The organism is Paenibacillus sp. FSL H7-0350, assembly GCF_038593195.1.
Lineage (GTDB): Bacteria > Bacillota > Bacilli > Paenibacillales > Paenibacillaceae > Paenibacillus_AQ.
In genome coordinates this window covers 2,403,259-2,426,906 of record NZ_CP151972.1, presented here as the reverse complement: position 1 = coordinate 2,426,906, position 23,648 = coordinate 2,403,259, and the positions used below count along the sequence as shown (strand labels likewise).

Sequence of the window (23,648 nt, the reverse complement as noted above, 5' to 3'; positions counted from 1 at the left end):
ACCCGTCAGGGGAGCCTAAGAAGGGCCGAGGACTCCACCGAAGTAATCCTTCCCGTCCACTGACCCTGCTCCTTACGCGATGCACTTATTTCGGGTGTCCAGAGGGCGGCGCCCTTGGGGCCCTCCCTTGGCGAAGGGAGGGTTTGGGAGGGATCGAAAAGCTTTTATAAAAGGTTAAAGGTTTTGAAATATTTTTTTAAACGAAGGGATTGACCATCATGCATAAGGTAGACGTCAAAGAAAAAGCCCGGGCCAGAGATGTCCGGATCTTGAAAAAGTGGAGCGAGGAGGACACGTTCCGCCGATCCATGGAGAACCGTGAGGGACGACCGAACTATGTGTTCTATGAAGGGCCGCCGACGGCGAACGGAGTGCCGCATATCGGGCACGTGCTGGGCCGGGTCATCAAGGATTTTATCGGCCGCTACCAGACCATGAAGGGCTTCCGCGTCATCCGCAAAGCGGGCTGGGATACGCACGGCCTGCCGGTAGAGCTCGGGGTGCAGAAGAAGCTCGGCATCTCCGGCAAGCAGGATATCGAAGAATACGGCGTGGAGAAGTTCATCAAGGAATGTAAGGAAAGTGTCTTCGGCTATGAGAAGCAGTGGCGGGAATTCACAGAAGCGATCGGCTATTGGACGGACCTGGATCATCCGTATGTAACGCTGGACAATACGTATATCGAGAGCGTGTGGAACATCCTGGCTACGGTTCATGAGAAGGGCCTGATGTACCGGGGGCACCGCGTTAGCCCTTACTGCCCGAGCTGCCAGACGACCCTCAGCTCCCATGAAGTTGCCCAGGGGTATAAGACAGTTAAGGATCTGAGTGCTACCGCCAAGTTCAAGCTGGACGGCAGCGGTGACTATGTGCTGGCCTGGACGACTACGCCTTGGACGCTTCCGGCACATATGGCGCTGGCGATGAATCCGGCGATGGAATATGTGCGTGCGCAGCAGGAAGACGGCGTATATGTACTGGCCAAGAATCTGGTGGACGAAGTGCTGAAGGGCGAGTACACCATCCTGTCTACACACACTGGCGCTGACTTTATCGGCCAGAGCTATACACCGCCGTTCGGTTATATCAAGGCGGAGAAGCATAATGTGATCGTCGGAGCCTCTTTTGTAACGGATTCCAGCGGTACCGGGATCGTACATATGGCTCCGGCACACGGGGAAGACGACTATAAAAGCTGCCGCGAGAATGGGATCAGCTTTGTGAATGTAGTAGATACTTCCGGGAAATACACAGATGTAGTGAGTGATTTTGCCGGACGGTTCGTGAAGGACTGTGATCTGGATATCGTGAAGGTGCTGTCTGAACGCGGACTGCTCTACCACAAAGAGAAATACGAGCACAGCTATCCGTTCTGCTGGCGCTGCGACACCCCGCTGCTCTATTACGCAACAGACAGCTGGTTCATCCAGACGACAGCGATCAAGGATCAGCTGATTGCCAACAATAACAGTGTAGACTGGTACCCAGACCATGTACGTGAAGGCCGCTTCGGCAAGTTCCTGGAAGAGCTGGTGGACTGGAATATCAGCCGTAACCGCTACTGGGGTACGCCGCTTAACGTATGGGTATGCCAGGATACAGGCAAGGAATTTGCACCGCACAGCATCGCCGAGCTGAGAGCAATGGCGATCGGAGAGGTCGCTGAGGATATCGAGCTGCATAAGCCGTACGTGGATAATATCCAGCTGCGCAGCCCGTTCAGCGAAGGCGGCATCATGATCCGCACTCCGGAAGTGATCGACGTCTGGTTCGACAGCGGCTCGATGCCATTCGCCCAGAGTCATTATCCGTTTGAGAATCAAGACCGGTTCGAGGACCAGTATCCGGCAGATATGATCTGCGAAGGGATCGACCAGACGCGCGGCTGGTTCTACAGCCTGCTGGCGGTATCAACCCTGTTCACAGGCAAGGCGCCATACAAGGCGGTTATCGCCCACGGCCATATTTTCGATGAGAACGGTCAGAAGATGTCCAAATCCAAAGGCAATGTCATCGACCCTTGGGAAATCATGAACGAATACGGTACGGATGCCTTCCGCTGGGCTATTCTGTCTGACAGTGCGCCGTGGAACAACAAGCGGTTCTCGCGTGGTCTGGTCGGGGAGACGAAGTCTAAGGTAGTGGATACGCTGGTGAACACGCATGCCTTCCTTACGCTGTATGCCGGGATCGACGGCTATGATCCTGCAGATCACCCGTTCAAGTTGTCTGAGCATAAGCTCGACCGCTGGATTCTCTCCCGCCTGAACAGCCTGATCGTGCTGCTCGATAAGGGGCTGGCCGTGAATGATTTCGTGAACACCTCCAAGGCCATTGAGAACTTCGTGGATGAGCTAAGCAACTGGTACATCCGCCGGTCCCGTGACCGTTTCTGGGGCAGCGGGCTGGGTGAAGAGAAGCTGGATGCTTACCGCACCCTTACGCATGTCCTGCTGACCACAGCTAAGCTGATGGCTCCATTCACCCCGATGCTATCCGAGGATATCTTCACCAACCTGGGCGGCGGGGAGAGTGTGCATCTGGCAGACTATCCGGCAGCAGATGAGAACCTGATCGATCTTGCCCTGGAAAAAGATATGGAGTACGCCCGCGGCATCGTCGAACTGGCCCGTAACGTCCGCAACGAGAGCGGCATCAAGACCCGCCAGCCGTTATCCGAGCTGATCGCGTCTACTCCGGACGACTTCAACGTGGCGGATTATGAAGAACTGATCAAAGAAGAGATCAACGTCAAAAATATCGTCATCGAGCACAGCGACAGCGGCTTCGTAGACTTCACCCTGAAGCTGAACCTGAAGGTGGCAGGCAAGAAATATGGCAAGAGCGTCGGCTTCCTGCAAGGCTTCCTCAAAGCAATGGACAGTGACGCTACCCGCAAAGCGGTGCAAGAAGGCGTTATCGCCATTGTGTCACCGGACGGAGAAGAGCTGCAGATTACGTCTGAGGAGCTGCTGGTTGAGAAGCAGGCCAAGCCAGGCTTTGCCTCCGCTTCCGGCTATGGACTGACTGTGGCCTTGAACACAGAAATCACGCCGGAGCTGGTCCAGGAAGGCTGGGTACGCGAAGTTGTACGTGCGGTGCAGGATTACCGCAAACGTCTGGATCTGCCGATCGACAAGCGGATTGCCCTGACCCTGCATGTCGATGATGAGCTGAAGGCGGCGGTGACTGCATTCGAGCATGTGCTGCGTGAGAATGTACTGGTGACTACGGTGGATTTTGACGGAGGTTATACCTATGAGACAGTGGATGCCGGCGGCAAGAGCATCGGTATTCATATCGGCGCTTAACTCCGGAGCGGCCGCGCATTTCCTGTATTACTTGTCCCTATCTGGCATATACTAGCCGCAAAGGAAAAGTTTCCACGGGTTAGAATGCAAATGACGAGCCCTGTGCTTGAAGAGAGAATTCTCTTCGACCGGGCTCGTTTGTTTTGCGGCGTATAGACAACCAGGAGGTGCAGGGGCATGGGGGGATGGAAAGGCGGGAAGAATCCTGCAGAGCAGCCGAAGCAGCCGGAAGAGCCGGAAGAGCCGGAAGAGCCAGGCAGAATTTTGATCAGAACTACGGACAGCGGGAACAACAGGGAGGACGCACCGCATGAGGAGCAGCCCCCGCATTCTGGAGCAGGCTCATCGGGCAAGACAGATCCGGGCACAGAATATCCTGAGAAAAGTCAGCCAGCCGCTTCTTCCCATCCTAAGCCTAAGGTGGCTGTCACAGCAGCCGTTGATCCGGCCGATCTTCCCCCGGAAGAGAAGCTGAATGCCCTGTACCGGATGACCACGAGTCTGGCCCAGCAGATGGAGAAGTCAAGGATCTCGGAATATACCGAGCTGCTGTATTCCCCCTTCCGGCTGATCTGGCTGAACATCCTCTCCGGAGTAGCCAGGGGGCTGGGGATTGCGCTCGGGTTTACTTTTTTTGCGGCGACGATTATTTATGTGCTTCAGGTGCTGGGTGCGCTCAACCTGCCGATTATCGGCGACTATATCGCGGATATTGTGCGGATTGTCCAGCATCAGCTGGAGCTGAAGACGTTCTGAGCGGCGCTGAACCTGAAAGAACCCCACAATGGTGGGGCCTTGCGATTAGTAGGTAGTGGAACAGGGTTCCAAGACAAGCACAGGGACAGATAATTGTAGAATGTACAACTAAATGCAGCAAAATAGCCTGCTTTAAACGGATAACTGCAATCTGTACAACTAAATTCGCCTAAAGAGGCCTCAACTTAGAATTCGAGCCTTTTTAAATGTACGGAATGCAACTAAATAGGATAGAGCGTATGAATCAGATATTTTAGTTGTACAAAGTGCATTTTAGCCTTTCCAGCTCCCTCATCGGCTGCTGCGCTACTTCCGTTCTTTTCGAGTCGGGTCCAGCAGGTAGTCGCCTTCCTCGTCGTCCATGTAATGGCGGTAGCTGTTGCCTTTGATGATCGTCAGATGGTTGCCGGTGATGTCGGTAGCCACGAAGTTCTCCCAGGGCTCCACGAAGCCCTCGGTTTCGTCCGCTTCGATCTCCATATCATTGTAAGAGCCGATATTGCTGCCTTCAGCCATCGCAGGGGAATCCGAATTGCCCCAGCTCTCCACGATCTGCCAGGCATCCTCACCATCGAAGCCGTTCTGGTCATCCCGCTCATCCAGACTGGTGCGGCCAAACGGCGGAGTCAGCAGCTCCTCCTCGGCCGGACGGGTGAATGGAGCGCTCTGGCGGGGAGCATGCTCTTTCGTGTAGCGGGTGGAGGGAAGGGCGGCCAGGCGTTCATAAGGAATTGGTTCGCCGCTGGCGATGCAGATGCCGTAGGTTCCTTCGTCCATCGCCCGCAGGGCGGATTCAATATCGTCCAGCTCATGCTCATCGCGCTCCAGCAGGGAGATATCCATGGAACGGTTATACAGCTCTGTGGCGGCATCACCGGGATGGTTGTCGATTTCGGACAGCTCTCCAGTGTTGTCCCGCATTGCCTCCTGCAATCCGTATTGTCCGCTGCTCTTCAGCCTGTGCTCAATATCCTCCTGCTGCTGCAGGAGAGCAGTACGCAGCCCGGAGAGCTGCTTTGATGTCAGATGGCTCATTGCTGTGAGCTCCTTTCGGTAGCTAATCGCTGAAATGGGCTTAGCGCCGGCGCCAGGGAGGAAGGATGGAAGAGTACCCCGGCAGGAACCGGCGAAGCCGTTTTGTTCTAAAGATAGCTTGGCCTCCGGGGCCCTTTTTTAGCGCTGGCAAATAGTGCCCTGTCTTAACCGGTTTGCCAGGTCATGCAATAGACGGGTTCTTGAGGCCTGTGCTACAATATACAAGTCTTTATTCAGTATTCGTACCGCGTAGCCGCGGGAAAAATAAGAACGGAGTGACAACTTCTGTGGTGTACTTTCTGATTGCGCTAATTGTATTTCTGATTGACCAGGGTACCAAATATCTGATTGCCACCCGGCTGGAGCTCGCAGAGCAAATTCCGGTAATCAAGGATTTCTTCATTATTACGTCGCACCGCAATCGTGGAGCCGCCTTCGGAATTCTGGAGGGGCAGCAGTGGTTCTTCATTGTGATTACAGTAATCGTTGTATGCGGAATCGTCTGGTACCTGAACAAGGCCCGCAAGACCCGCAAGCTGCTGCCTACCGCGCTGGCGCTTGTCCTTGGCGGAGCAGTCGGCAACTTCCTGGACCGGATTCTTAACGGTGAGGTTGTGGATTTCCTCATGTTCAATTTCGGAAGCTATACGTTCCCGATCTTCAACGTGGCCGATTCCTGTATCGTGGTCGGGGTGGGTCTGATTATTCTGGACACGCTGCTGGAAGTGAAGGGTGAACAGGAAGTCACCGAGGTGAAGGAATCACAGGAAGTCAAAGAAGGGAATGAATGATTTGAACAAAGACGTCAAAGGGCTGGCGGATTCTGGCGCCCTCGAGGAAGAAAGAGACGTCACCGAATGGATCGTTGCCGAGGGCAATGCGCGGGAGCGGATTGATAAATATGTTACAGAGGCCATGGAAGACGAGATCTCGCGCTCCCAGGTTCAGCTATGGATCAGCAGCGGCCATGTAGTGGTCAACGGCTCGCCGGTCAAAGCGAACTACAAGCTGAATGAAGGCGATAAGGTAACTGTTACGGTGCCCGAGCCCGAGGTTACGGACCTGATCGCACAGGATATTCCGCTTGATGTGGCTTATGAGGACAGCGATGTGATTGTAGTGAACAAGGTGCGCGGCATGGTTGTGCATCCGGCAGTGGGACATCCCTCCGGCACCCTGGTCAATGCGCTGATGTATCATTGCAAGGACCTGTCTGGCATTAACGGCGAGATTCGTCCAGGCATTGTCCACCGGATCGACAAGGATACCTCCGGTCTGATTATGGCGGCCAAGAATGACGCCAGTCATGCTTCGCTGTCCGCCCAGCTTAAGGAGCACAGTGTGACCCGCCGCTATATCGCAGTGGTGCACGGCAATCTGTCTCATGACAAGGGAACCGTAGATGCTCCGATCGGCCGTGATCCGCATGACCGCAAGCTGTATACCGTAACCGAGAAGAACAGCAAGCGCTCCGTGACGCATTTTACCGTGCTGGAGCGGTTTGGTGACTGCACACTGCTGGAGCTTCAGCTGGAGACAGGGCGCACGCATCAGATCCGTGTTCACATGAAGTTCATCGGCCATCCGCTGGTGGGGGATCCGATCTACGGGCGCAGCAAGGGAACTACTATGAACGGACAAGCCCTGCATGCAGCGGTACTGGGTTTTGTACATCCTTCTACAGGCGAGTACAAGGAGTTCAGCGCGCCGATTCCGGCGGATATGGAAGAACTTCTATTTACGCTGCGCAGCAGATAAGTACAAATCAATAGATTATAAATCCATGGTACAGCGGCCGGATTTGCGTCATATTTAGAGCATAGATTCACAACATAGGCCCAGGAGATGAGTAGAAGATTATGAGTATTGAACACTATCAGGCTACATTCATTCAGACGAATTTTGCAGACCGCATCGGCGGCGAAGGATACGGCAAGGACACCTCCATCTACAAATTTGAGAAAATCAAACGCGCCAAAGCCTCGGCGAAGCAGGATTTTCCGAACATTGAACTGATCGACATGGGCGTCGGCGAGCCGGACGAAATGGCAGATGAAGGCATTGTGTCCAGACTTGCACTGGAAGCGGCCAAGGAAGAGAACCGCGGCTACTCCGATAACGGTATTCCTGAATTCAAGGACGCTGCGGCCGTGTATCTTAAGGAAGTTTTTCAGGTGGACGGAATTGACCCTGTAACGGAAATCGTGCATTCGATCGGCTCGAAGCCTGCGCTGGCTATGCTGCCATCCGTATTCATTAATCCGGGCGACATCACGATCATGACCATTCCGGGCTATCCGGTGCTGGGTACTCATACCAAGTATCTGGGGGGACAAGTCTACTCCGTGGAGCTTAAGAAGGAGAACAACTTCCTGCCTGACCTGAACTCCATTCCTGAGGATGTAGCCCGCAAGGCGAAGCTGCTCTACCTCAACTATCCGAACAACCCTACCGGTGCAAGTGCCACACCTGAATTCTTCACTGAAGTAGTGGCCTGGGCCAAAAAATATGATGTAGTCGTAATCCATGACGCTCCTTATGCTGCATTGACGTATGACGGCGTGAAGCCGCTGAGCTTCCTGTCCGTGCCTGGTGCCAAGGATGTCGGTGTTGAGCTGCACTCCCTGTCCAAGTCCTATAACATGACCGGCTGGAGAATCGGCTTCGTGGCCGGCAACCCGCTGATCGTGAAGGCGTTCAGTGATGTGAAGGACAACAATGATTCCGGCCAGTTCATCGCGATTCAAAAAGCTGCTGCTTACGGTCTCTCTCATCCTGAGATTACCGAAGCTATTGCCGTCAAGTACTCCCGCCGCCACAACATGCTGGTGGATGCGCTGAACAGCCTGGGCTTCAAGGCCGAGAAGCCGAAGGGCTCCTTCTTCCTCTATGTAGCCGCGCCAAAAGGCGTCAAGGGCGGACGCCGCTTCGAATCCGGCGAGGATTTCTCACAGTTCCTGATCCGCGAGAAGCTCATCTCCACCGTGCCTTGGGATGATGCCGGCGCGTTCGTGCGTTTCTCCGTGACCTTCGTCGCCAAGGGTGAGGAGGAGGAGAAGCGTGTCATCTCCGAAATCCAAAGACGTCTGAGCGACGTTGAATTTGAATTTTAAGTTTGGTTTATATGGGGCCGCTGCGGAGCAATCTGCGGCGGCTTTTTTGTGGTGCGCGTCGATCTACATAGCGGACTCCCGCTCAGCCCGGCTCGAATTGTTGCACAAATTGCAGCCTCGCACCGCTCAAACCAAGCTCGAACACACATATCCTGCACTTTTTGCAACAATCCATTCGGTGATGATTAATATCTGGCATGAATCCTGCAAAAACTGCAACAATTGGCCCAGCAGCACACAGGAGCGGAAGAATTCCTGCATAATGTGCAACATCAGAGCATTAGTAAAGCATCAGTGCAGTCTAACCCTTCCGGTAAGCCACCCGATGGAAAGCATTAATGTATAGAAACAGCGCTTCACCATCATCCGGCACATTCGCCGTTTCACCCAGCGGAAGCATCATGGCCTGATAAGGCTCCGGTACCATTCGATATTGATGCACATAGGAGGTCAGGACGAATCCGTTCCGCTCCCAGAAATGAATACGCTCCTTGTGCGACTCCGTAGCCCCCGATTCCGCTTCGATGATGACTCCCCGGATGCCATGTTCCTGCACCGCCCAAGCTTTGATCTGCTCCAGTATCCAGGTCCCCGTACCCTCCCCGCGCAATAGCTTATCTACTGCCAGGTAATCGATAATCAGGATCTTGTCCGCAGCTTGTCCCACTACACCGGTAACAGCCATCGCGACAACCACCCCCTGATGCACCCCCGCATGTAAGTAGCCAATCCCCCGGTTCAGCATACTGCGCAGAATCCCCTTAGTCTTAGCCCCGCTCGGAAAAGCCTCATGGTAGATCCGCTCCATCCGCCCCCACCACGCTTCATCCCACTCTTCTATAGTAATAAACTCCATGTTCATGATTGTATTCGCCTCCAGTTCCATTCCAGTTTTATCATAACAGAGCAGGGGCTGGAACGAAATCAGGGTAGATCGCTCGTGTAAAAAAATGGTATAATATGAGAGCTAATAATCAGACTCTTGGGCTATTGGATTTCGTACGACATTATATTTCCATTAGGAGAGAGCAGATGAACACAACACCCACACATGCTGAAACCCATAAGAAAGCTGATATTGCTGAAGACAGTGCCGGTTATATTGATGAACAATTGCTGCCTCAGCAGCTGATCGAAGGCGGGGGGCCTTTTCGGCGAGTTGATCTAACCAGCCTTCCCGGACCCGTGAAATATATAGGATACATGATTGTCTACGGTATCCCCGTGTTGTTAGTAGGTTTGATTGTGGCGGTTACTTTTTTTAAATGAGCCGGCCTATTGCCGCTGATGCGGTGTCTTGTGCCATTAGTGCAATTTCTGTATTCCGCAGTTGTGTAATTCGCACGATCAGCGCAGCGCCATAGTGCCCCTTCTGCCTGCCCCTCCCCAAAGGGGGGATGGCAAGTCCTTGTCCCTTGCACCGTTTAGGTGGAAGCGGCGGAGGGGATTTTGGAACTGCAGGAGCGATAGCGTTCGCCTTTGTCTCCGGATTTAATCCGCTAAGCGGTTAATTCAAATCAATCTGGAGACAACAGCGACCGAAAGTCCAAAATCACCGCAGCCGCGCACTTCACCTAAATGAAATGTCTGAGAAGAAAATTTGACATCCCCCCGTCCATCTGTCATAATTCCCTATAGTTGAATAGCGCCTTTAATTCAGTCCCGTGAGGCTGGCAAGGTAACGTGAATCGAGGTTCGCGTAAGAAAGCAGGAATCCGTAGGAGTACGGAGGGCCTTTTTCTGCGCGCGGACACGCCATCTTTTTGAATCTGCGGATTTCACTCCTTGCCTGTTTTGGGCAAGGAGTTTTTTTGTTTCCGGGGAACTTGAACAGGCGATCAAGCAGGAGGATGGCAAAGAGGATGGTTACTGAAAAAAATGTCATTATGGACGAAACGGCGATTCGCCGGGCACTGTCACGCATTGCACATGAGATTTTGGAGAAAAACAAGGGTATCGAGAATTGCCTGCTGGTCGGCATCCGGACCCGGGGGATCTACCTGGCTCAGCGGATCGCAGAGCGGATTAAGGAAATTGAAGGTGTGGACATCCCTTACGGGGAGCTGGACATTACCCATTACCGTGATGACCGCGAAGGCGGCGGGGACAACCGGGACGCGATGGATAAGACAGTTGTGAACAGCAACCTGATCCTGCCTCCGGGCTCGAGCGGCACCCGGGACAAGAAAGTGATCCTGTTCGACGATGTACTGTACACCGGAAGAACGATCCGCGCGGCAATGGATGCGCTGATGGATTGCGGACGGCCCCGGATGATCCAGCTGGCTGTACTGGCTGACCGCGGCCACCGGGAACTGCCGATCCGCCCCGATTATATCGGCAAGAACGTACCTACCTCCAGGCATGAGCAGATTGAAGTGTCCCTGAGCGAATATGACGGCAAGGACGAAGTGTACATTATTTCAAACCGGGAGGAACGATAACAATGATGACGGCAACCAAAGTGAAGGAACGCAGTCTGCTGGGGATGAAGGAGCTGGCGGGGTCGGAGATTAACCAGCTGTTAGACAGAACAGCCTACTGGGATAATCAGAGCGAGAAGCTCACGCCGGTGCTGAGAGCACATTTTGTTGCCAATATGTTCTTCGAGAATAGTACAAGAACCCGCTTTTCCTTCGAGATGGCCGAGAAACGCCTGGGTGTACAAGTACTGAACTTCACGGCTGCGGCCTCCAGTGTAGAGAAGGGCGAGTCCATCTACGACACAGTGCGCACACTGGAGTCAATGGGCATCGATGCCGGAGTGGTCCGGCTGAAGCCAGCCGGGGTACTGCAGCAGCTAGCCGAGAAGGTAGGCGTTCCGCTGATCAATGCCGGGGACGGCAACAACGAGCATCCGACGCAGGCGCTGCTGGACCTGTACACGATGCGCAAGCATTTTGGCGGACTGAAGGGCTTGAAGGTTTCGATTATTGGGGATATTATGCACAGCCGGGTAGCGCGGTCCAACCTCTGGGCACTCACCAAATTGGGGGCAAGCGTGCAGTTCTGCGCACCGGTGAATATGCAGGCTCCTGAGCTTGCGGCCTACGCTCCATATGTGTCTATGGAAGAAGCGCTGAAAGCGGATGTGGTCATGATGCTGAGAGTGCAGCTGGAGCGGCATGCCTCAGGTATTATTTTATCGGCTGAGCAGTACCGGGAGCACTTCGGGCTGACCGAGGAACGGGCGTCGAGACTGGACCCGGCAACGATCATCATGCACCCGGCGCCGGTGAACCGCAATGTGGAGATCGACGATGCGGTGGTGGAGAGCAGCCAGTCCCGGATTTTCCCGCAGATGGCGAACGGAGTGCCGGTACGGATGGCTGTTATGGAGCGGGCGCTGCAATAGCGCAGCAGAACTGCAACAGAAAAACCTCACATAAGAGTATTAATAAATATACACAAAGATGAATTTTTATTATATAATAACTACAGAGCTTACGGCTGCGGCTGGAAGGCACAAAGGAGAATCATAACCGTGATCATCAAAAATGCCAGTGTACTGAACGAAGAAGGCGTACTGGAGCGCAAGCATATTGTTGTGCAGGACGGAATTATCTCGAAGATTCAGGATGCCGCGGAAGCGGTAGAGGAAGCCGGAGAAACCGTTGAAGCGGAAGGTAAGCTGCTGATACCGGGACTGATCGATATGCATGTGCACCTGCGTGAGCCGGGCTTCGAGCATAAGGAAACCATTGAGACGGGTGCGCGTTCGGCGGCCAAGGGCGGATTCACTACAATAGCCTGTATGCCGAACACACGCCCGGTAACTGACAGTGCAGAGATCGTACAGCTGGTTAAGGATAAGGCGCGCGAAGCGGGACTTGTGAAGGTTCTGCCTTACGCGGCCATTACCAAGAATGAGCTGGGACGCGAGCTGACGGATTTTGCGGCACTGAAGGAAGCGGGAGCGATCGGCTTCACCGATGACGGCGTAGGCGTTCAGAGTGCGCAGATGATGAAGGATGCAATGAAGCTGGCGAAGGAACTGGATATGCCGGTGATTGCCCACTGTGAGGATAACTCGCTGGTAGAAGGAGCGCCGGTAGCTGAGGGCACTTTTGCCGACAAGCATGGCCTGAAGGGAATTCCGAATGAGTCGGAAGCCATTCATGTAGGCCGTGACATTCTGTTGTCTGAAGCAACGGGTGTTCACTATCATGTGTGCCATGTCAGCACCGAGCAATCGGTCCGGCTGATCCGCCAGGCGAAGCAAATCGGCATTAAGGTGACCGCCGAGGTATGCCCGCATCATCTGCTGCTCTCGGAGGAAGATATTCCGGGCATGGACGCCAATTGGAAAATGAACCCGCCGCTGCGCTCGCGACGCGACGTGGAAGCTTGCATCGAAGGGCTGCTGGACGGCACGCTGGATATCATCGTGACTGACCATGCCCCGCACAGCGAGGAAGAGAAAGCCAAAGGCATGCAGCTTGCACCGTTTGGCATCGTCGGCTTTGAGACGGCCTTCCCGCTGCTGTATACCGCTTTTGTGGCCACAGGCAAATGGGATCTGTCCCTGCTGGTGCAGCGGATGACCGCTGATCCGGCCCGGGTGTTCAGACTGAATACAGGCAGCCTTACAGTAGGGGCTCCTGCCGATCTGACCCTGATTGACTTGAATGAAGAGAAGGCAGTAGATCCTGCAACGTTTGCGAGCAAAGGCCGCAATACACCTTTTACCGGATGGAAGCTTAAGGGCTGGCCGGTGAAGACCTGGGTAGACGGCACAGCCGTATGGAGTGAGGCTTAACAGAAGTAAGCAGTAGCCCATGCAGCCCGGCTGCATGGCTGTGACATAAGAATCAGACTACAGAAACAAGAAGGAGTGGAAGGCATGCAGGCGAGATTGCTGCTTCAGGACGGAACACTGTTTACAGGCACCGCATTTGGCGCGGAAGGCGAGAAGACGGGCGAGGTTGTTTTTAACACAGGAATTACAGGCTATCAGGAGGTACTATCGGACCCTTCGTACTGCGGCCAGATCGTCACCATGACGTATCCGCTGATCGGGAATTACGGCATTACCCGTGATGACTTCGAGTCCGTGCGCCCTTTTGTACACGGCTTTGTTGTGCGGCGTCACGAATCCGTACCCAGCAACTGGCGTGCTGAATACAGTGTAGACGATCTGCTCAAGGAATATGATATTCCCGGCATCAGCGAGATTGATACCCGTATGCTTACCCGGATTATCCGCCACTACGGCACCATGAAGGCGATCCTCACCACTTCTAACAAGCGTGTGGAAGAACTGATGGAGATGATGGGTGATACTACTATTGAGGAGCTGCGCAATCAAGTGGCCCGTACCTCTACGACTAAAAGCTACACTAGCCCGGGCAATAAGGAGCGTATTGTGCTGGTCGATTACGGCGCGAAGACAGGCATCCTGCGCGAGCTGAACAGCCGTGGCTGTGATGTAGTGGTTGTGCCTCATGATGTTACAGCAGACGAGATCCGCCGACTGAACCCGGATGGCATTCAGCTCTCGAACGGCCCTGGGGACCCGAAGGATGTGCCTTATGCGGTACAGACCATCTCCGAGCTGCTCGGCGAATACCCGATCTTCGGCATCTGCCTGGGACACCAGCTGTTCGCACTGGCTTGCGGCGCTGATACAGAGAAGCTTAAGTTCGGCCATCGCGGCGGGAACCATCCGGTGAAGGAGCTGGAGAGCGGACGCTGCTTCATCACCTCCCAGAATCATGGCTACACCGTGAACGAGGAATCGATTGCCAGCACAGACCTGGAAGTTACCCATATCAATAACAATGACAAGACCGTTGAAGGACTGAAGCATACCCGCTACCCCGCTTTTTCGGTGCAGTATCATCCGGAAGCGGCGCCGGGACCGCATGACAGCAGTTATCTGTTCGACCGCTTCCTGCAGCTGATCGCAGATCACAAGGCGCAGCGGCCGGCCGGATCGCGCCAGGCACAGCTTGCGGCCAATGCCAGAATCACGGCACCGAAATCATCCGCACCCCAGCTTGAAGCCGTGAAAGGAGCTCTATAACATGCCTAAGAACAATAAACTCAAAAAAATTCTGGTTATCGGCTCCGGCCCGATCGTTATTGGTCAAGCTGCCGAATTCGACTATGCAGGCACACAGGCCTGTCAAGCCCTTAAAGAAGAGGGCGTCGAGGTCGTGCTGATCAACAGCAACCCGGCGACGATTATGACCGATACCAATATGGCTGACAAAGTATACATCGAGCCGATCACGCTGGAGTTCGTTACCGGCATTATCCGCCAGGAGCGCCCGGACGGGCTGCTGCCGACCCTCGGCGGACAGACCGGCCTGAACATGGCCGTAGAGCTGGCCCGTGCTGGAGTCCTGGAGCAGGAGAATGTGAAGCTGCTGGGGACCCAGCTCGAATCCATTGAGAAAGCAGAAGACCGTGATTTGTTCCGCGACCTGATGCGTGAGCTGGAACAGCCTGTGCCGGAAAGTGCGATCATTACCAGTGTGGAAGAAGCTCTTGGCTTCGCCGCAGGGATCGGCTATCCGCTGATCGTTCGTCCGGCCTACACGCTGGGCGGAACCGGCGGCGGGATCTGCGACAACGAAGAAGAGCTGCGCGAGACCGTTAAGGCAGGTATCCGTTACAGCCCGATCGGCCAATGTCTGGTCGAGAAGAGTATCGCCGGCATGAAGGAAGTCGAATATGAGGTTATGCGTGATGCGAATGACAACTGTATTGTAGTCTGCAACATGGAGAACTTTGATCCGGTTGGCGTACATACGGGCGACAGTATCGTTGTGGCGCCTAGCCAGACGCTGTCCGACCGTGAATATCAGATGCTGCGCAGTGCTTCCCTGAAGATTATCCGCGCGCTGAATATTGAAGGCGGCTGTAATGTTCAGTTCGCACTCGACCCGCAGAGCTATCAGTACTACGTCATTGAAGTGAACCCGCGTGTAAGCCGCTCGTCAGCGCTGGCCTCGAAGGCCACCGGTTATCCGATTGCCAAGATGGCGGCCAAGATTGCCCTCGGTTATACGCTGGATGAAATTGTCAACCCGGTAACCGGCCAGACGTATGCTTGCTTCGAGCCTACGCTGGACTATATCGTCAGCAAGATCCCACGCTGGCCGTTCGACAAGTTCATCTCGGCGAACCGCAAGCTGGGAACGCAGATGAAGGCGACCGGAGAGGTCATGGCGATTGGCCGGACTTTTGAAGAGTCGATTCACAAGGCGATCCGGTCGCTGGAGATCGGTGTCCACCGTTTCCGTCTGCCGGGAGCGGAGCTGCTTGAAGAGAGTGTGTTGCGCTATAGACTTGCCAAGCCGGATGATGAACGCCTGTTCCTGATCGCGGAAGCCTTCCGCCGCGGCTATGAACTGCAGGAGATTCAGGATATTACGAATGTGGACTGGTGGTTCCTCTCCAAGATCGAGGGGCTCGTGAGCTTCGAGGAGGAGATCCGTGCCGATGAGACCTTGTCTGCTGAGACGCTGTATCAGGCCAAGCGCAAGGGCTTCACAGACCGGGCGATTGCCGAGATCCGTGCCGAAGGCCGTCCAGGCGGAGCATTCACTAAGGAGTCAGAGGTACGTGTGCTGCGTCTGCAGCAGGGTCTGGTTCCGGTATTCAAAATGGTAGATACCTGCGCCGCTGAATTTGAGGCCACAACACCATATTACTACTCGACCTATGAGACGGAGAATGAGGTCATTCATTCCGACAAGCAGAAGGTTATTGTACTCGGCTCCGGCCCGATCCGTATCGGCCAGGGGATTGAATTTGACTACTCCACAGTGCATGCGGTGTGGGCGATTCAGAAGGCCGGCTATGAAGCTGTAATTATCAATAATAATCCAGAGACCGTATCGACGGATTTCAATACCTCGGACCGTCTGTACTTTGAGCCGCTGTTCTTCGAGGATGTCATGAACGTGATTGCTCAGGAGAATCCGATCGGAGTCATCGTACAGTTCGGCGGACAGACCGCGATTAACCTGGCTGCACCGCTTGCTGCTGCAGGCGTGAACATTCTGGGGACCAGCCTGGAGAGCATCGATGAAGCCGAGAACCGCAAGAAGTTCGAAGCGCTGCTGGCCCGTCTGGATATCGCACAACCTAAAGGCAAGACCGTAATCAACATCGATGAAGCCGTCGAAACCGCGCAATCCCTCGGTTATCCGGTGCTGGTTCGTCCATCGTATGTCCTGGGCGGACGCGCCATGGAGATTGTCTACAACGACACAGAGCTGCTGAGCTACATGGTTGAAGCGGTAAAAGTGAATCCGGAGCATCCGGTGCTGATCGACCGTTACATGCTGGGCAAGGAAGTGGAAGTGGACGCCATCTGCGACGGAGAGACAGTTGTCATTCCGGGCATCATGGAGCATGTGGAACGCGCAGGGGTTCACTCCGGCGACTCTATCGCTGTCTACCCGCCGCAATATCTGGATGAAGGTCTGAAGCAGAAGATTGCCGAGATTACCATCAAGATTGCCAAGGAGCTCAAGACCATCGGTCTGGTGAACATCCAGTTCGTCATTTATCAGAATGAAGTGTATGTCATTGAGGTCAACCCGCGCTCCTCACGTACGGTTCCGTTCCTGAGTAAAGTAACAGGTATTCCGATGGCGAACCTGGCGACCAAGATCATTCTCGGCGGCAAGCTGAAGGAAGATGGGTATACTGAAGGCTTATGGCCGGAGAGCGATTATGTGTCGGTAAAAGTACCGGTGTTCTCTTTTGCCAAGCTGCGCAGAGTAGAGCCTACGCTCGGACCGGAGATGAAATCTACCGGAGAAGTCATGGGCCGCGACAAACTGTATGCCAAGGCGCTCTACAAAGGCCTGATCGGTGCAGGAATGAAGATTCCCGCCACCGGCGCAATCATCGTAACCGTAGCCGACAAAGACAAGGCTGAAGCAGTTGAACTGATGAAGGGCTTCCATGCCATGGGCTACAAAATTATCGCCACCGGCGGTACAGCAGCGGCGCTGGAGCAGGCCGGGCTGAACGTAATGAATGTTAACAAGCTGGATGAAGGTGAGCCGACTATTCTGGATCTGATCCGCGGCGGTCAAGCGAACTTCGTCTTCAATACACTGACCAAGGGCAAAACGCCTGAGCGTGACGGATTCCGCATCCGCCGTGAAGCGGTAGAGAACGGAGTCGTATGTATGACCTCGCTCGATACGGTAACGGCGCTGCTGAGAATGCTGCAGACGATTAACTTCTCGTCCCAGCCGATGCCTGCTTTTGTTGGACAATAAGATAGAGGGTGAGGCAGCTGTAACAGGCTGCTACAGGAACGGTTTGCGTTAACGCAGACCGTTCCCCTATGCCCGGGACCTTGAAGCCAGAGGCGATGGATACGATAACTAAGAAAGAAGGTTGGCGAATGGAACGGACAGCAGCAGAGCAGCAGCACGGGCACGAGAATGTCGGACAGATTGAGAAGTGGAATGAAATGGCCGGACGGCTGATGGTTGCATTGGATTACCCGAATGCAGATCAGGCGCGGGCGCTGATCGAACAGCTCGAAGGAATCCCCTGTTATATGAAGGTGGGCATGCAGCTGTTCTATGCAGCCGGTCCTGACTTCATCCGGGAGCTGAAGGAGCGCGGATATTCGGTATTCCTAGATGTCAAAATGCATGATATCCCCAACACCGTACGGGGCGGGGCAGAGAGCTTGACCTTGCTCGGCGTGGATATGTTCAACGTACATGCCGCTGGAGGAGCCGCCATGATGGCGGCTGCACTGGAAGGAGCGGCCCAGGCGGTCAGCCTGAAGCCACCCTTGCACATGCCGCTGATCATTGCAGTAACACAGCTTACCAGCACCAGCCAGGAAGTGATGAACCGCGAAATCGGCATAGCCGGAACAGTGACTGATGCAGTGGTGCGTTACGCCAAGCTTGCAGCGGAAGCAGGCTTGCATGGAGTGGTAGCATCCCCGCAGGAATCCGTGGTGATTGCTGAAGCGTGCGGACCCGAGTTCCGTACGGTTACCCCTGGTATCCGGCCCGCCGGGGCGTCCCTGGACGACCAGTCCCGGGTCATGACGCCGAGGCAGGCTATCCGCCAAGGCAGCCACTACCTGGTAGTGGGCCGGCCGATTACAGCAGCGGCAGATCCGCGTGCAGCAGCACTGACTATTATTGAGGAGATGAGCCAAGCATGAGCATATTAGAGAATCGAAGTGAACAGGTCGCAAGTCATCTGCTGGAGATCGGAGCGGTAGCCCTGCGTCCGCAGGAGCCGTTCACCTGGACCTCCGGCATCAAATCGCCGATCTACTGCGACAACCGTCTGACCATGGCCTTCCCGGCCGTCCGCAACTACATTGCCGAGGCCTTCGCAGAGCTGATCAGAACCAGCTACCCGGACGCCGAGGTGATTGCCGGGACAGCAACCGCCGGTATCCCGCATGCGGCCTGGGTGGCCGATAAGCTCGGTCTCCCGATGGCTTACATCCGGGACAAGGCCAAAGGCCATGGCAAGCAGAACCAAATCGAAGGACTGATCACACCCGGCCAGAAGGTCGTCGTGATCGAGGACCTGATCTCCACCGGCGGCAGCTCCATCAAGGCTGCGCAGGCCGTACAAGAAGCAGGCGGCCTCCCGTTGGCCGTCTTGGCCATCTTCAGCTACGAGCTGGACCGCGCCGTAGAAGCCTTCGCCGCTGCACAGCTTCCGCTCCAGAGCCTGTCCAATTACAGCACACTGATTAATGTGGCGCTGGCCCAGGGCAAGATCGCGGAGAGCGATGTAGCGCTGCTGCAATCCTGGCGCCAGGACCCTGCCGCCTTCGGCGTGTAGAGAAGAGGACGTATAAAAGAAGCTCAGTCCCCTTTGAAGGGGATCGGGCTTCTTTTTGAGTACTTTCACATGATGGAACTCCTTTTTCGGTCGGGCGCCCGTTCACTCTCGAAACACCTTTTTAGGGGATAACTGGAAAAATAGCATTTATTCAATGGCTCAGCACATTTCTGGAGACTTTAGTTGGATAAAATACACTTGTTGAAACCTGAAATGGACAATAACGCAGATACCGCCAGAACTAGATGATCTAAATCCACTTATTTCCTTTTAAGAAGAGATTTCCACCAAATTAAGTGTACAAAATCCAACTGTTTCCCCCCAACTGCTCATTATCTCCACAGCCCCTAATTAGCTGCGCACTCTCTTCCTGTTTTCAACTCATTTTTTATAATCCATCCCCCCAGTAATCTGCTCCAGGCGAGCGTTATCCTTCAACCAGCCACCTAAGCTTTCGGGCAGAAATTGCCATCCGATCCGCTGAGCAATCCTCTAATTTTCTTGCAAAACTGGGCATGATAAATAGCACCGGGACATATATTATTGTGATGAAGGAGAAGAGGGTATCATGAATTGGATCTATTTTGCCAAGTTGTTCAGGACCAGATTTCAAGCGGGCTGCCTTGCCAAAAGACTGGAGCAGGACGGCTGGATCTATGGCTATCATGATCCGAGTTTTGTGGAAATATACCGTTCGCGTAAGGGCCGTTATGGTGTGCGTTTTCTGCCTTAGACAGAAAATCCAAAATCATCCTTGACTTTATCCATGGGTATATTGTATATTATCTATTGTCGCTGTTTAAATAATTATTAACTGACGCGGGGTGGAGCAGCCCGGTAGCTCGTCGGGCTCATAACCCGAAGGCCGCAGGTTCAAATCCTGCCCCCGCAATTACCTTATTACACCGGACAGCACTCGTATAATACGGATATCCTAGTCCGGGCCCTTAGCTCAGTTGGTTAGAGCGGTCGGCTCATAACCGATTGGTCACAGGTTCGAGTCCTGTAGGGCCCACTTCACTCAAACCCTTACTTTGTAAGGGTTTTTTGCTGTTTATAGGCTCATAGGAGCGAATATGCTTGAGTGGGGAAAGGCCATATTTTATAGCTTGCTAACGGATTTGCTAACGGAGACTTTTATTCCACAGGTTCAAGCTGCTTTTCTGCGAATTTATTGAGTTCATTTTCAATTCTGTCAACGGCTTCTTCCTGCATGATCGGGAGCAGATGTGAGTACTTCTCATTGAACATCGCTGGAGTCATGTCCAGGCGTTCGGCGGCAACCCACGCGTCCTGCAGTATTCATAAAGCACAATGGGCGGTCCACTGCATCCGGTCCAGTACAACCACAGGTACGACTGCGACTCAGCGGACTTTCCTGGCTCACGCAGCACCTGCAGCGTCGTCAGCCACTGATCTGCCCCATACATCATCCAATTCGCCATGGTCTGCCGCGAGAGTGTCAGCCCGAGCCGGGAAAACTGTTGCTCCTGGCGGTGTGAACGCGAAGCGATTTAGACGCCCATCGTTACGGCCCCCATGCCGAAATCGGTCTATTCCGGCAGTCTGGCTTCGCCTTCTATTCTAGCGCATGTCATGACCCAAAAATATGTGGAGAGCCAGCCTCTCTACCGCCAAAGTTGGAAGTTCAAAGGTAATTGCTGTGCCGCCAGGATCAGCAACTGTATTTTCACGAGGGATAGGCAGCCCAGTAAACGTTTGCCCGCTACTAACTGCATCATATGCAGCTGTGAATATGACATTGCTCTGATTTCCAGACTGTACTAACTGCGGACCATGTCCTAGTGCTAAGATATCAATTCCTCTTTGAGAGGGACTTATTACCCATTCAAATCGTAGGTTAAGCTGATAATCATTTGTCCCCACTTTAAAAGCTTGCATAGTATATTTCATATAGCCATCGTCAGTAACATAATCTACGCTTGAATTTTGAATGTTTACTTCTTGTTGTTTTATCATTCTTAACTTTGGCAGAGTTTGTTTTTCATTTTGTGCTACATTATATTCTGCTACTTCCTGGTAAAATTCATCTTCACTCAAAGGTACTACTTTTTCTGTACCTTCTATAGGTGTAATCGTCGGGGTCAATCGATAGGGCTGCTTGGCTGATGCACATATAGACATGGAGCAGGAATATTGACAGTGAAAAAAGAAGCAGCAGCGGCACTTAAAAGATTCGCCTCAGTAGCCAGCTAAGTGCAAAGACTTTTTATATAGGCTTTAGGAAGGAACTGTACAGTTTTCTTCTAGGGCGAAGTGCGTGAAGGAAAAAACTTGCTGGATGACGAAATATGATGTCGAAGGGAGGTTTATGAAATGGATGATTGGGATGAAAAAATAAAAAAGGCATTTGATGTTCATGTTGAGAAAAAAGTAAACATAACTAGTGCATTGAACTCACTTATGGTTGAACTAAGAGCTCGCCAGGGATTAAAACCTAATGTAGAACAAATAAATGAATATCCTTTGGTATGGAGGATATTGATTCAAGGCCGCTGTGTTGATATTAGCGAAGAAGAAATTGATGATATCCGGGATTCATTGCCTAGTTTCAATAGTTCAGGTGAGAAATTACCTTTACTTGATGGAATTAAAAAATTGTTAGTTGAAAAATTTAATTAAGCACCTTAGGATGACTTTTATGTCTTTAAATGGCCTTTTATAAGCTGTTCTCAAATACTTGCGAATAATAAACCCTTCTGGCTTAAGCCAGAAGGGTTATTTTATAGCGTTCGCAAAATCTAAATAATTGTGTTCATAATTATTAAGGGTTTTAATTTTTAATGCTTCTTACTTCCATTCTTTTGTTCTTTAGCTTTCTCACTGAAATGTAAGCTAATAATAGCAATTACCAATAAAGTCACACCAACTACATTAGAGTATACAGGCTCATTGTTTGAAAAAGATCGTATTAACAACCGAATATTAATAGCAAGAGCCCCGAACCAACATATGTAAACAAACCATTTGGTATTATTTTTCATTATTTTACCTTTCAAATACATTATTTTATAATTATACAATATATACCAACTAAGGAGGGATGCTTATGGAAGAATACACATCTAACCAAACATAGAAGGCAAAAAGAACAAGAAAAAGATAATTAGAACGATCACGCTGGTGATTCTGCTCATAATGAGGTAGGCTTCACTGGGGCCGGAGTCGCCTTTTACCATCCAGCCGTAACGCATACGCCAGCCCATGGCCGGGAAGAAGATATTCAATACTGCAATCAATACGAAAATAACAGCGAAAATAACAACCATTTTTACCAGCTCCTTTATCCATTTACGAAAGCCCATTGCATGAAGTTGCATATTTCTGGATGCGGGAAGTATGATTTTGACAAGAAGGAGGTCATTTATGAAGACGATATTCAAAAAACTAAGTTTCTGGCTACCTGTGTTGTCTTCGCTGGTCTGTCTCTATAATCTGTCAGGAGAAGACGACAAGAACTTATTGCTGTTCTTAACCAGTCCCTTGCTCCTAATCTTTAACCCCGAATTAACAAACCTGAATTCTTCTATGGAGAATGAGCAAGCTTTCCAGTACATTCTGTATGGCATTCATTTTGTCTCCTGGTTAGCCTTTGGCCTGATCATAGAGTGGGGGTTATCATGGGTATCACGTAAATCACAGGAACGTCCCCCAAACCACTAATTAAAGAGAGTCCAGTCCCACATGACAATTATGTCACACCACCCCCTATATTGTTAGCTCATTCGATGGGGAATTCCGTTTCTGCCTCTTATACTGGAAATATATTGATTCACTTCCGAGAGGGGTTATTCACCAGTGACTGAAGCTATCAAAGCAATACTATTAGGGATTATTGAGGGGTTGACTGAATTCTTGCCGGTCTCGTCTACCGGGCACCTTATCCTTGCAGGGGATCTGCTGGACTTCGAGGGGGAGGGTGCGGTTACCTTCAAAATCGTAATCCAGTTAGGTGCGGTAATGGCTGTATTGCTGCTGTATTGGAAAAAGTATGTGAACATCGGGATGAATATGCTGAAGCTGGATTTCTCCAAGAGCAAGGGACTGAATGCCATCCACATGATCCTGGCTATGGTTCCGGCACTAGTGGTGTATCTGCTCTTCAAAGACACGATCAAGAGCCAGTTATTCGGCCCCAAGCCGGTTCTCATTGGTCTGATTGCCGGTGGACTATTGATGATCTTCGCTGCACGCAGCAGGAGATCCGTTACGTCAGAGACGGTAGACGGGCTTAATTATACCCAAGCCTTCGGCATCGGGCTGTTCCAGTGTCTGGCGCTGTGGCCCGGGTTCTCAAGATCCGGCTCGACGATCTCAGGGGGCCTGCTGCTGGGAACCAGCCAGAAAGCCGCTGCGGACTTCACCTTCCTGATTTCAGTACCAGTAATGTTCGGAGCCAGCCTCCTGGACCTCTATGACAGCCGGAATGCGCTGAATTCGGATGATCTTGTGCTCATGCTGATCGGGTTCGTGACGTCCTTCCTCGTAGCCATGATTGCAGTAGTCACGTTCATCAAGATGATCAAGCGGCTTCGACTGGAATGGTTCGCGCTGTACCGGTTCGTGTTAGCAGGGCTGTTCTATGTAATTGTTATCCTGTAGAATCCTGCAC

Annotated in this window: 22 protein-coding genes, 2 tRNA genes and 1 pseudogene; 19 read left to right on the top strand and 6 right to left on the bottom strand. The window is 52.6% G+C overall.

The window, feature by feature from the left end:
* The first annotated feature begins 218 nt into the window (after positions 1-218).
* Together ileS and NYE24_RS11180 are read left to right on the top strand one after the other, a co-directional pair.
* A complete protein-coding gene (gene ileS, locus NYE24_RS11185; protein ID WP_342479229.1) occupies positions 219-3,311 on the top strand; it encodes an isoleucine--tRNA ligase in 3,093 nt (1,030 codons plus the stop codon).
* 420 nt (positions 3,312-3,731) lie between these two features.
* Positions 3,732-4,067, top strand: a complete 336-nt coding sequence (locus tag NYE24_RS11180) for a DUF5665 domain-containing protein (RefSeq protein WP_036690337.1) — start codon at positions 3,732-3,734, stop codon at positions 4,065-4,067.
* A gap of 306 nt (positions 4,068-4,373) precedes the next feature.
* Here the strand turns inward: NYE24_RS11180 and NYE24_RS11175 are convergent, their stop codons facing one another.
* Positions 4,374-5,102, bottom strand: a complete 729-nt coding sequence (locus NYE24_RS11175; protein ID WP_036690159.1) for a TraR/DksA C4-type zinc finger protein — start codon at positions 5,100-5,102, stop codon at positions 4,374-4,376.
* 287 nt (positions 5,103-5,389) lie between these two features.
* Here NYE24_RS11175 and lspA point away from each other — a divergent pair, with 287 nt between their 5' ends.
* From lspA to NYE24_RS11160, 3 genes are all read left to right on the top strand, one after another.
* Complete coding sequence (lspA, locus tag NYE24_RS11170) at positions 5,390-5,893, top strand: signal peptidase II (RefSeq protein WP_036690157.1); 504 nt, start codon at positions 5,390-5,392, stop codon at positions 5,891-5,893.
* Positions 5,886-6,860, top strand: a complete 975-nt coding sequence (locus NYE24_RS11165) for an RluA family pseudouridine synthase (RefSeq protein ID WP_036690155.1) — start codon at positions 5,886-5,888, stop codon at positions 6,858-6,860. Before lspA ends, NYE24_RS11165 begins: the two co-directional genes overlap by 8 nt.
* 101 nt (positions 6,861-6,961) lie before the next feature.
* The gene (locus NYE24_RS11160) at positions 6,962-8,215 is read left to right on the top strand and encodes an LL-diaminopimelate aminotransferase (protein ID WP_036690154.1); all 1,254 of its coding nucleotides are present in this window, start codon (positions 6,962-6,964) and stop codon (positions 8,213-8,215) included.
* A 301-nt stretch (positions 8,216-8,516) separates the two neighbouring features.
* Here NYE24_RS11160 and NYE24_RS11155 read toward each other — a convergent pair whose 3' ends face one another.
* Positions 8,517-9,077 carry a GNAT family N-acetyltransferase gene (locus NYE24_RS11155; RefSeq protein ID WP_342478685.1) on the bottom strand — a complete coding sequence of 187 codons (561 nt, stop codon included), beginning with the start codon at positions 9,075-9,077 and terminating at the stop codon, positions 8,517-8,519.
* A gap of 170 nt (positions 9,078-9,247) precedes the next feature.
* Here NYE24_RS11155 and NYE24_RS11150 point away from each other — a divergent pair, with 170 nt between their 5' ends.
* The 11 genes from NYE24_RS11150 (at position 9,248) to NYE24_RS11100 (ending at position 20,030) form a co-directional block, all read left to right on the top strand.
* The gene (locus tag NYE24_RS11150) at positions 9,248-9,484 is read left to right on the top strand and encodes a hypothetical protein (protein ID WP_076154248.1); all 237 of its coding nucleotides are present in this window, start codon (positions 9,248-9,250) and stop codon (positions 9,482-9,484) included.
* 593 nt (positions 9,485-10,077) lie between these two features.
* The gene (gene pyrR, locus NYE24_RS11145; RefSeq protein ID WP_036690150.1) at positions 10,078-10,659 is read left to right on the top strand and encodes a bifunctional pyr operon transcriptional regulator/uracil phosphoribosyltransferase PyrR; all 582 of its coding nucleotides are present in this window, start codon (positions 10,078-10,080) and stop codon (positions 10,657-10,659) included.
* 2 nt (positions 10,660-10,661) lie between these two features.
* Entirely contained in the window at positions 10,662-11,570 is a 909-nt protein-coding gene (locus NYE24_RS11140; RefSeq protein ID WP_076154249.1) for an aspartate carbamoyltransferase catalytic subunit, read from the top strand.
* A 123-nt stretch (positions 11,571-11,693) separates the two neighbouring features.
* Complete coding sequence (locus NYE24_RS11135; protein ID WP_036690147.1) at positions 11,694-12,974, top strand: dihydroorotase; 1,281 nt, start codon at positions 11,694-11,696, stop codon at positions 12,972-12,974.
* An 84-nt stretch (positions 12,975-13,058) separates the two neighbouring features.
* Positions 13,059-14,240 carry a glutamine-hydrolyzing carbamoyl-phosphate synthase small subunit gene (gene carA, locus NYE24_RS11130; RefSeq protein WP_051493110.1) on the top strand — a complete coding sequence of 394 codons (1,182 nt, stop codon included), beginning with the start codon at positions 13,059-13,061 and terminating at the stop codon, positions 14,238-14,240.
* Position 14,241: 1 nt separating this feature from the next.
* Positions 14,242-17,463 (top strand): carbamoyl-phosphate synthase large subunit, encoded by a 3,222-nt coding sequence (gene carB, locus NYE24_RS11125; RefSeq protein WP_342478684.1) that lies wholly within the window; start codon positions 14,242-14,244, stop codon positions 17,461-17,463.
* A 197-nt stretch (positions 17,464-17,660) separates the two neighbouring features.
* A complete protein-coding gene (gene pyrF / locus NYE24_RS11120; RefSeq protein WP_341028006.1) occupies positions 17,661-18,377 on the top strand; it encodes an orotidine-5'-phosphate decarboxylase in 717 nt (238 codons plus the stop codon).
* On the top strand, positions 18,374-19,015 hold the full coding sequence (gene pyrE / locus NYE24_RS11115) for an orotate phosphoribosyltransferase (protein WP_342478683.1): 642 nt from the start codon (positions 18,374-18,376) through the stop codon (positions 19,013-19,015). The genes pyrF and pyrE overlap by 4 nt, the downstream gene beginning before the upstream one ends.
* 568 nt (positions 19,016-19,583) lie before the next feature.
* Complete coding sequence (locus NYE24_RS11110; RefSeq protein WP_167347621.1) at positions 19,584-19,748, top strand: hypothetical protein; 165 nt, start codon at positions 19,584-19,586, stop codon at positions 19,746-19,748.
* Positions 19,749-19,833: 85 nt separating this feature from the next.
* Positions 19,834-19,907: transfer RNA gene (locus tag NYE24_RS11105), tRNA-Met, on the top strand.
* A gap of 49 nt (positions 19,908-19,956) precedes the next feature.
* Positions 19,957-20,030, top strand: a tRNA-Ile gene (locus tag NYE24_RS11100).
* A gap of 122 nt (positions 20,031-20,152) precedes the next feature.
* On the opposite strand, the gene NYE24_RS11095 is transcribed toward NYE24_RS11100, so the two are convergent.
* The 3 genes and pseudogenes from NYE24_RS11095 to NYE24_RS11085 all read right to left on the bottom strand — a co-directional run bounded on the left by NYE24_RS11095 (position 20,153) and on the right by NYE24_RS11085 (position 21,124).
* On the bottom strand, positions 20,153-20,278 hold the full coding sequence (locus NYE24_RS11095; RefSeq protein WP_342478682.1) for a hypothetical protein: 126 nt from the start codon (positions 20,276-20,278) through the stop codon (positions 20,153-20,155).
* 23 nt (positions 20,279-20,301) lie between these two features.
* Positions 20,302-20,514, bottom strand: a pseudogene (locus tag NYE24_RS11090) (transposase); the annotation flags it as partial.
* Positions 20,515-20,599: 85 nt separating this feature from the next.
* On the bottom strand, positions 20,600-21,124 hold the full coding sequence (locus NYE24_RS11085) for a hypothetical protein (RefSeq protein WP_342479347.1): 525 nt from the start codon (positions 21,122-21,124) through the stop codon (positions 20,600-20,602).
* Between the two features lie 228 nt (positions 21,125-21,352).
* Here NYE24_RS11085 and NYE24_RS11080 point away from each other — a divergent pair, with 228 nt between their 5' ends.
* Positions 21,353-21,658, top strand: coding sequence for a hypothetical protein (locus NYE24_RS11080; protein WP_342478681.1), 306 nt, complete (start codon positions 21,353-21,355; stop codon positions 21,656-21,658).
* 443 nt (positions 21,659-22,101) lie between these two features.
* Here the strand turns inward: NYE24_RS11080 and NYE24_RS11075 are convergent, their stop codons facing one another.
* Entirely contained in the window at positions 22,102-22,305 is a 204-nt protein-coding gene (locus NYE24_RS11075; protein ID WP_036699458.1) for a DUF6199 family natural product biosynthesis protein, read from the bottom strand.
* A gap of 97 nt (positions 22,306-22,402) precedes the next feature.
* Between NYE24_RS11075 and NYE24_RS11070 the strand changes: the two genes are divergently transcribed.
* The gene (locus NYE24_RS11070; protein ID WP_036699459.1) at positions 22,403-22,699 is read left to right on the top strand and encodes a hypothetical protein; all 297 of its coding nucleotides are present in this window, start codon (positions 22,403-22,405) and stop codon (positions 22,697-22,699) included.
* Between the two features lie 135 nt (positions 22,700-22,834).
* The gene (locus NYE24_RS11065; RefSeq protein WP_342478680.1) at positions 22,835-23,638 is read left to right on the top strand and encodes an undecaprenyl-diphosphate phosphatase; all 804 of its coding nucleotides are present in this window, start codon (positions 22,835-22,837) and stop codon (positions 23,636-23,638) included.
* The last annotated feature ends 10 nt before the right edge of the window (positions 23,639-23,648 follow it).

Bases quoted from the DNA above. Each gene is read 5' to 3' on its own strand.
- ileS (WP_342479229.1), top strand. From the start codon at position 219: ATGCATAAGGTAGACGTCAAAGAAAAAGCCCGGGCCAGAGATGTCCGG.
- NYE24_RS11175 (WP_036690159.1), bottom strand. From the start codon at position 5,102: ATGAGCCATCTGACATCAAAGCAGCTCTCCGGGCTGCGTACTGCTCTC.
- NYE24_RS11165 (WP_036690155.1), top strand. From the start codon at position 5,886: ATGAATGATTTGAACAAAGACGTCAAAGGGCTGGCGGATTCTGGCGCC.
- NYE24_RS11160 (WP_036690154.1), top strand. From the start codon at position 6,962: ATGAGTATTGAACACTATCAGGCTACATTCATTCAGACGAATTTTGCA.
- NYE24_RS11155 (WP_342478685.1), bottom strand. From the start codon at position 9,077: ATGAACATGGAGTTTATTACTATAGAAGAGTGGGATGAAGCGTGGTGG.
- NYE24_RS11150 (WP_076154248.1), top strand. From the start codon at position 9,248: ATGAACACAACACCCACACATGCTGAAACCCATAAGAAAGCTGATATT.
- pyrR (WP_036690150.1), top strand. From the start codon at position 10,078: ATGGTTACTGAAAAAAATGTCATTATGGACGAAACGGCGATTCGCCGG.
- NYE24_RS11140 (WP_076154249.1), top strand. From the start codon at position 10,662: ATGATGACGGCAACCAAAGTGAAGGAACGCAGTCTGCTGGGGATGAAG.
- carA (WP_051493110.1), top strand. From the start codon at position 13,059: ATGCAGGCGAGATTGCTGCTTCAGGACGGAACACTGTTTACAGGCACC.
- carB (WP_342478684.1), top strand. From the start codon at position 14,242: ATGCCTAAGAACAATAAACTCAAAAAAATTCTGGTTATCGGCTCCGGC.
- pyrF (WP_341028006.1), top strand. From the start codon at position 17,661: ATGGCCGGACGGCTGATGGTTGCATTGGATTACCCGAATGCAGATCAG.
- pyrE (WP_342478683.1), top strand. From the start codon at position 18,374: ATGAGCATATTAGAGAATCGAAGTGAACAGGTCGCAAGTCATCTGCTG.
- NYE24_RS11110 (WP_167347621.1), top strand. From the start codon at position 19,584: ATGAATTGGATCTATTTTGCCAAGTTGTTCAGGACCAGATTTCAAGCG.
- NYE24_RS11095 (WP_342478682.1), bottom strand. From the start codon at position 20,278: ATGACTCCAGCGATGTTCAATGAGAAGTACTCACATCTGCTCCCGATC.
- NYE24_RS11080 (WP_342478681.1), top strand. From the start codon at position 21,353: ATGGATGATTGGGATGAAAAAATAAAAAAGGCATTTGATGTTCATGTT.
- NYE24_RS11075 (WP_036699458.1), bottom strand. From the start codon at position 22,305: ATGGTTGTTATTTTCGCTGTTATTTTCGTATTGATTGCAGTATTGAAT.
- NYE24_RS11070 (WP_036699459.1), top strand. From the start codon at position 22,403: ATGAAGACGATATTCAAAAAACTAAGTTTCTGGCTACCTGTGTTGTCT.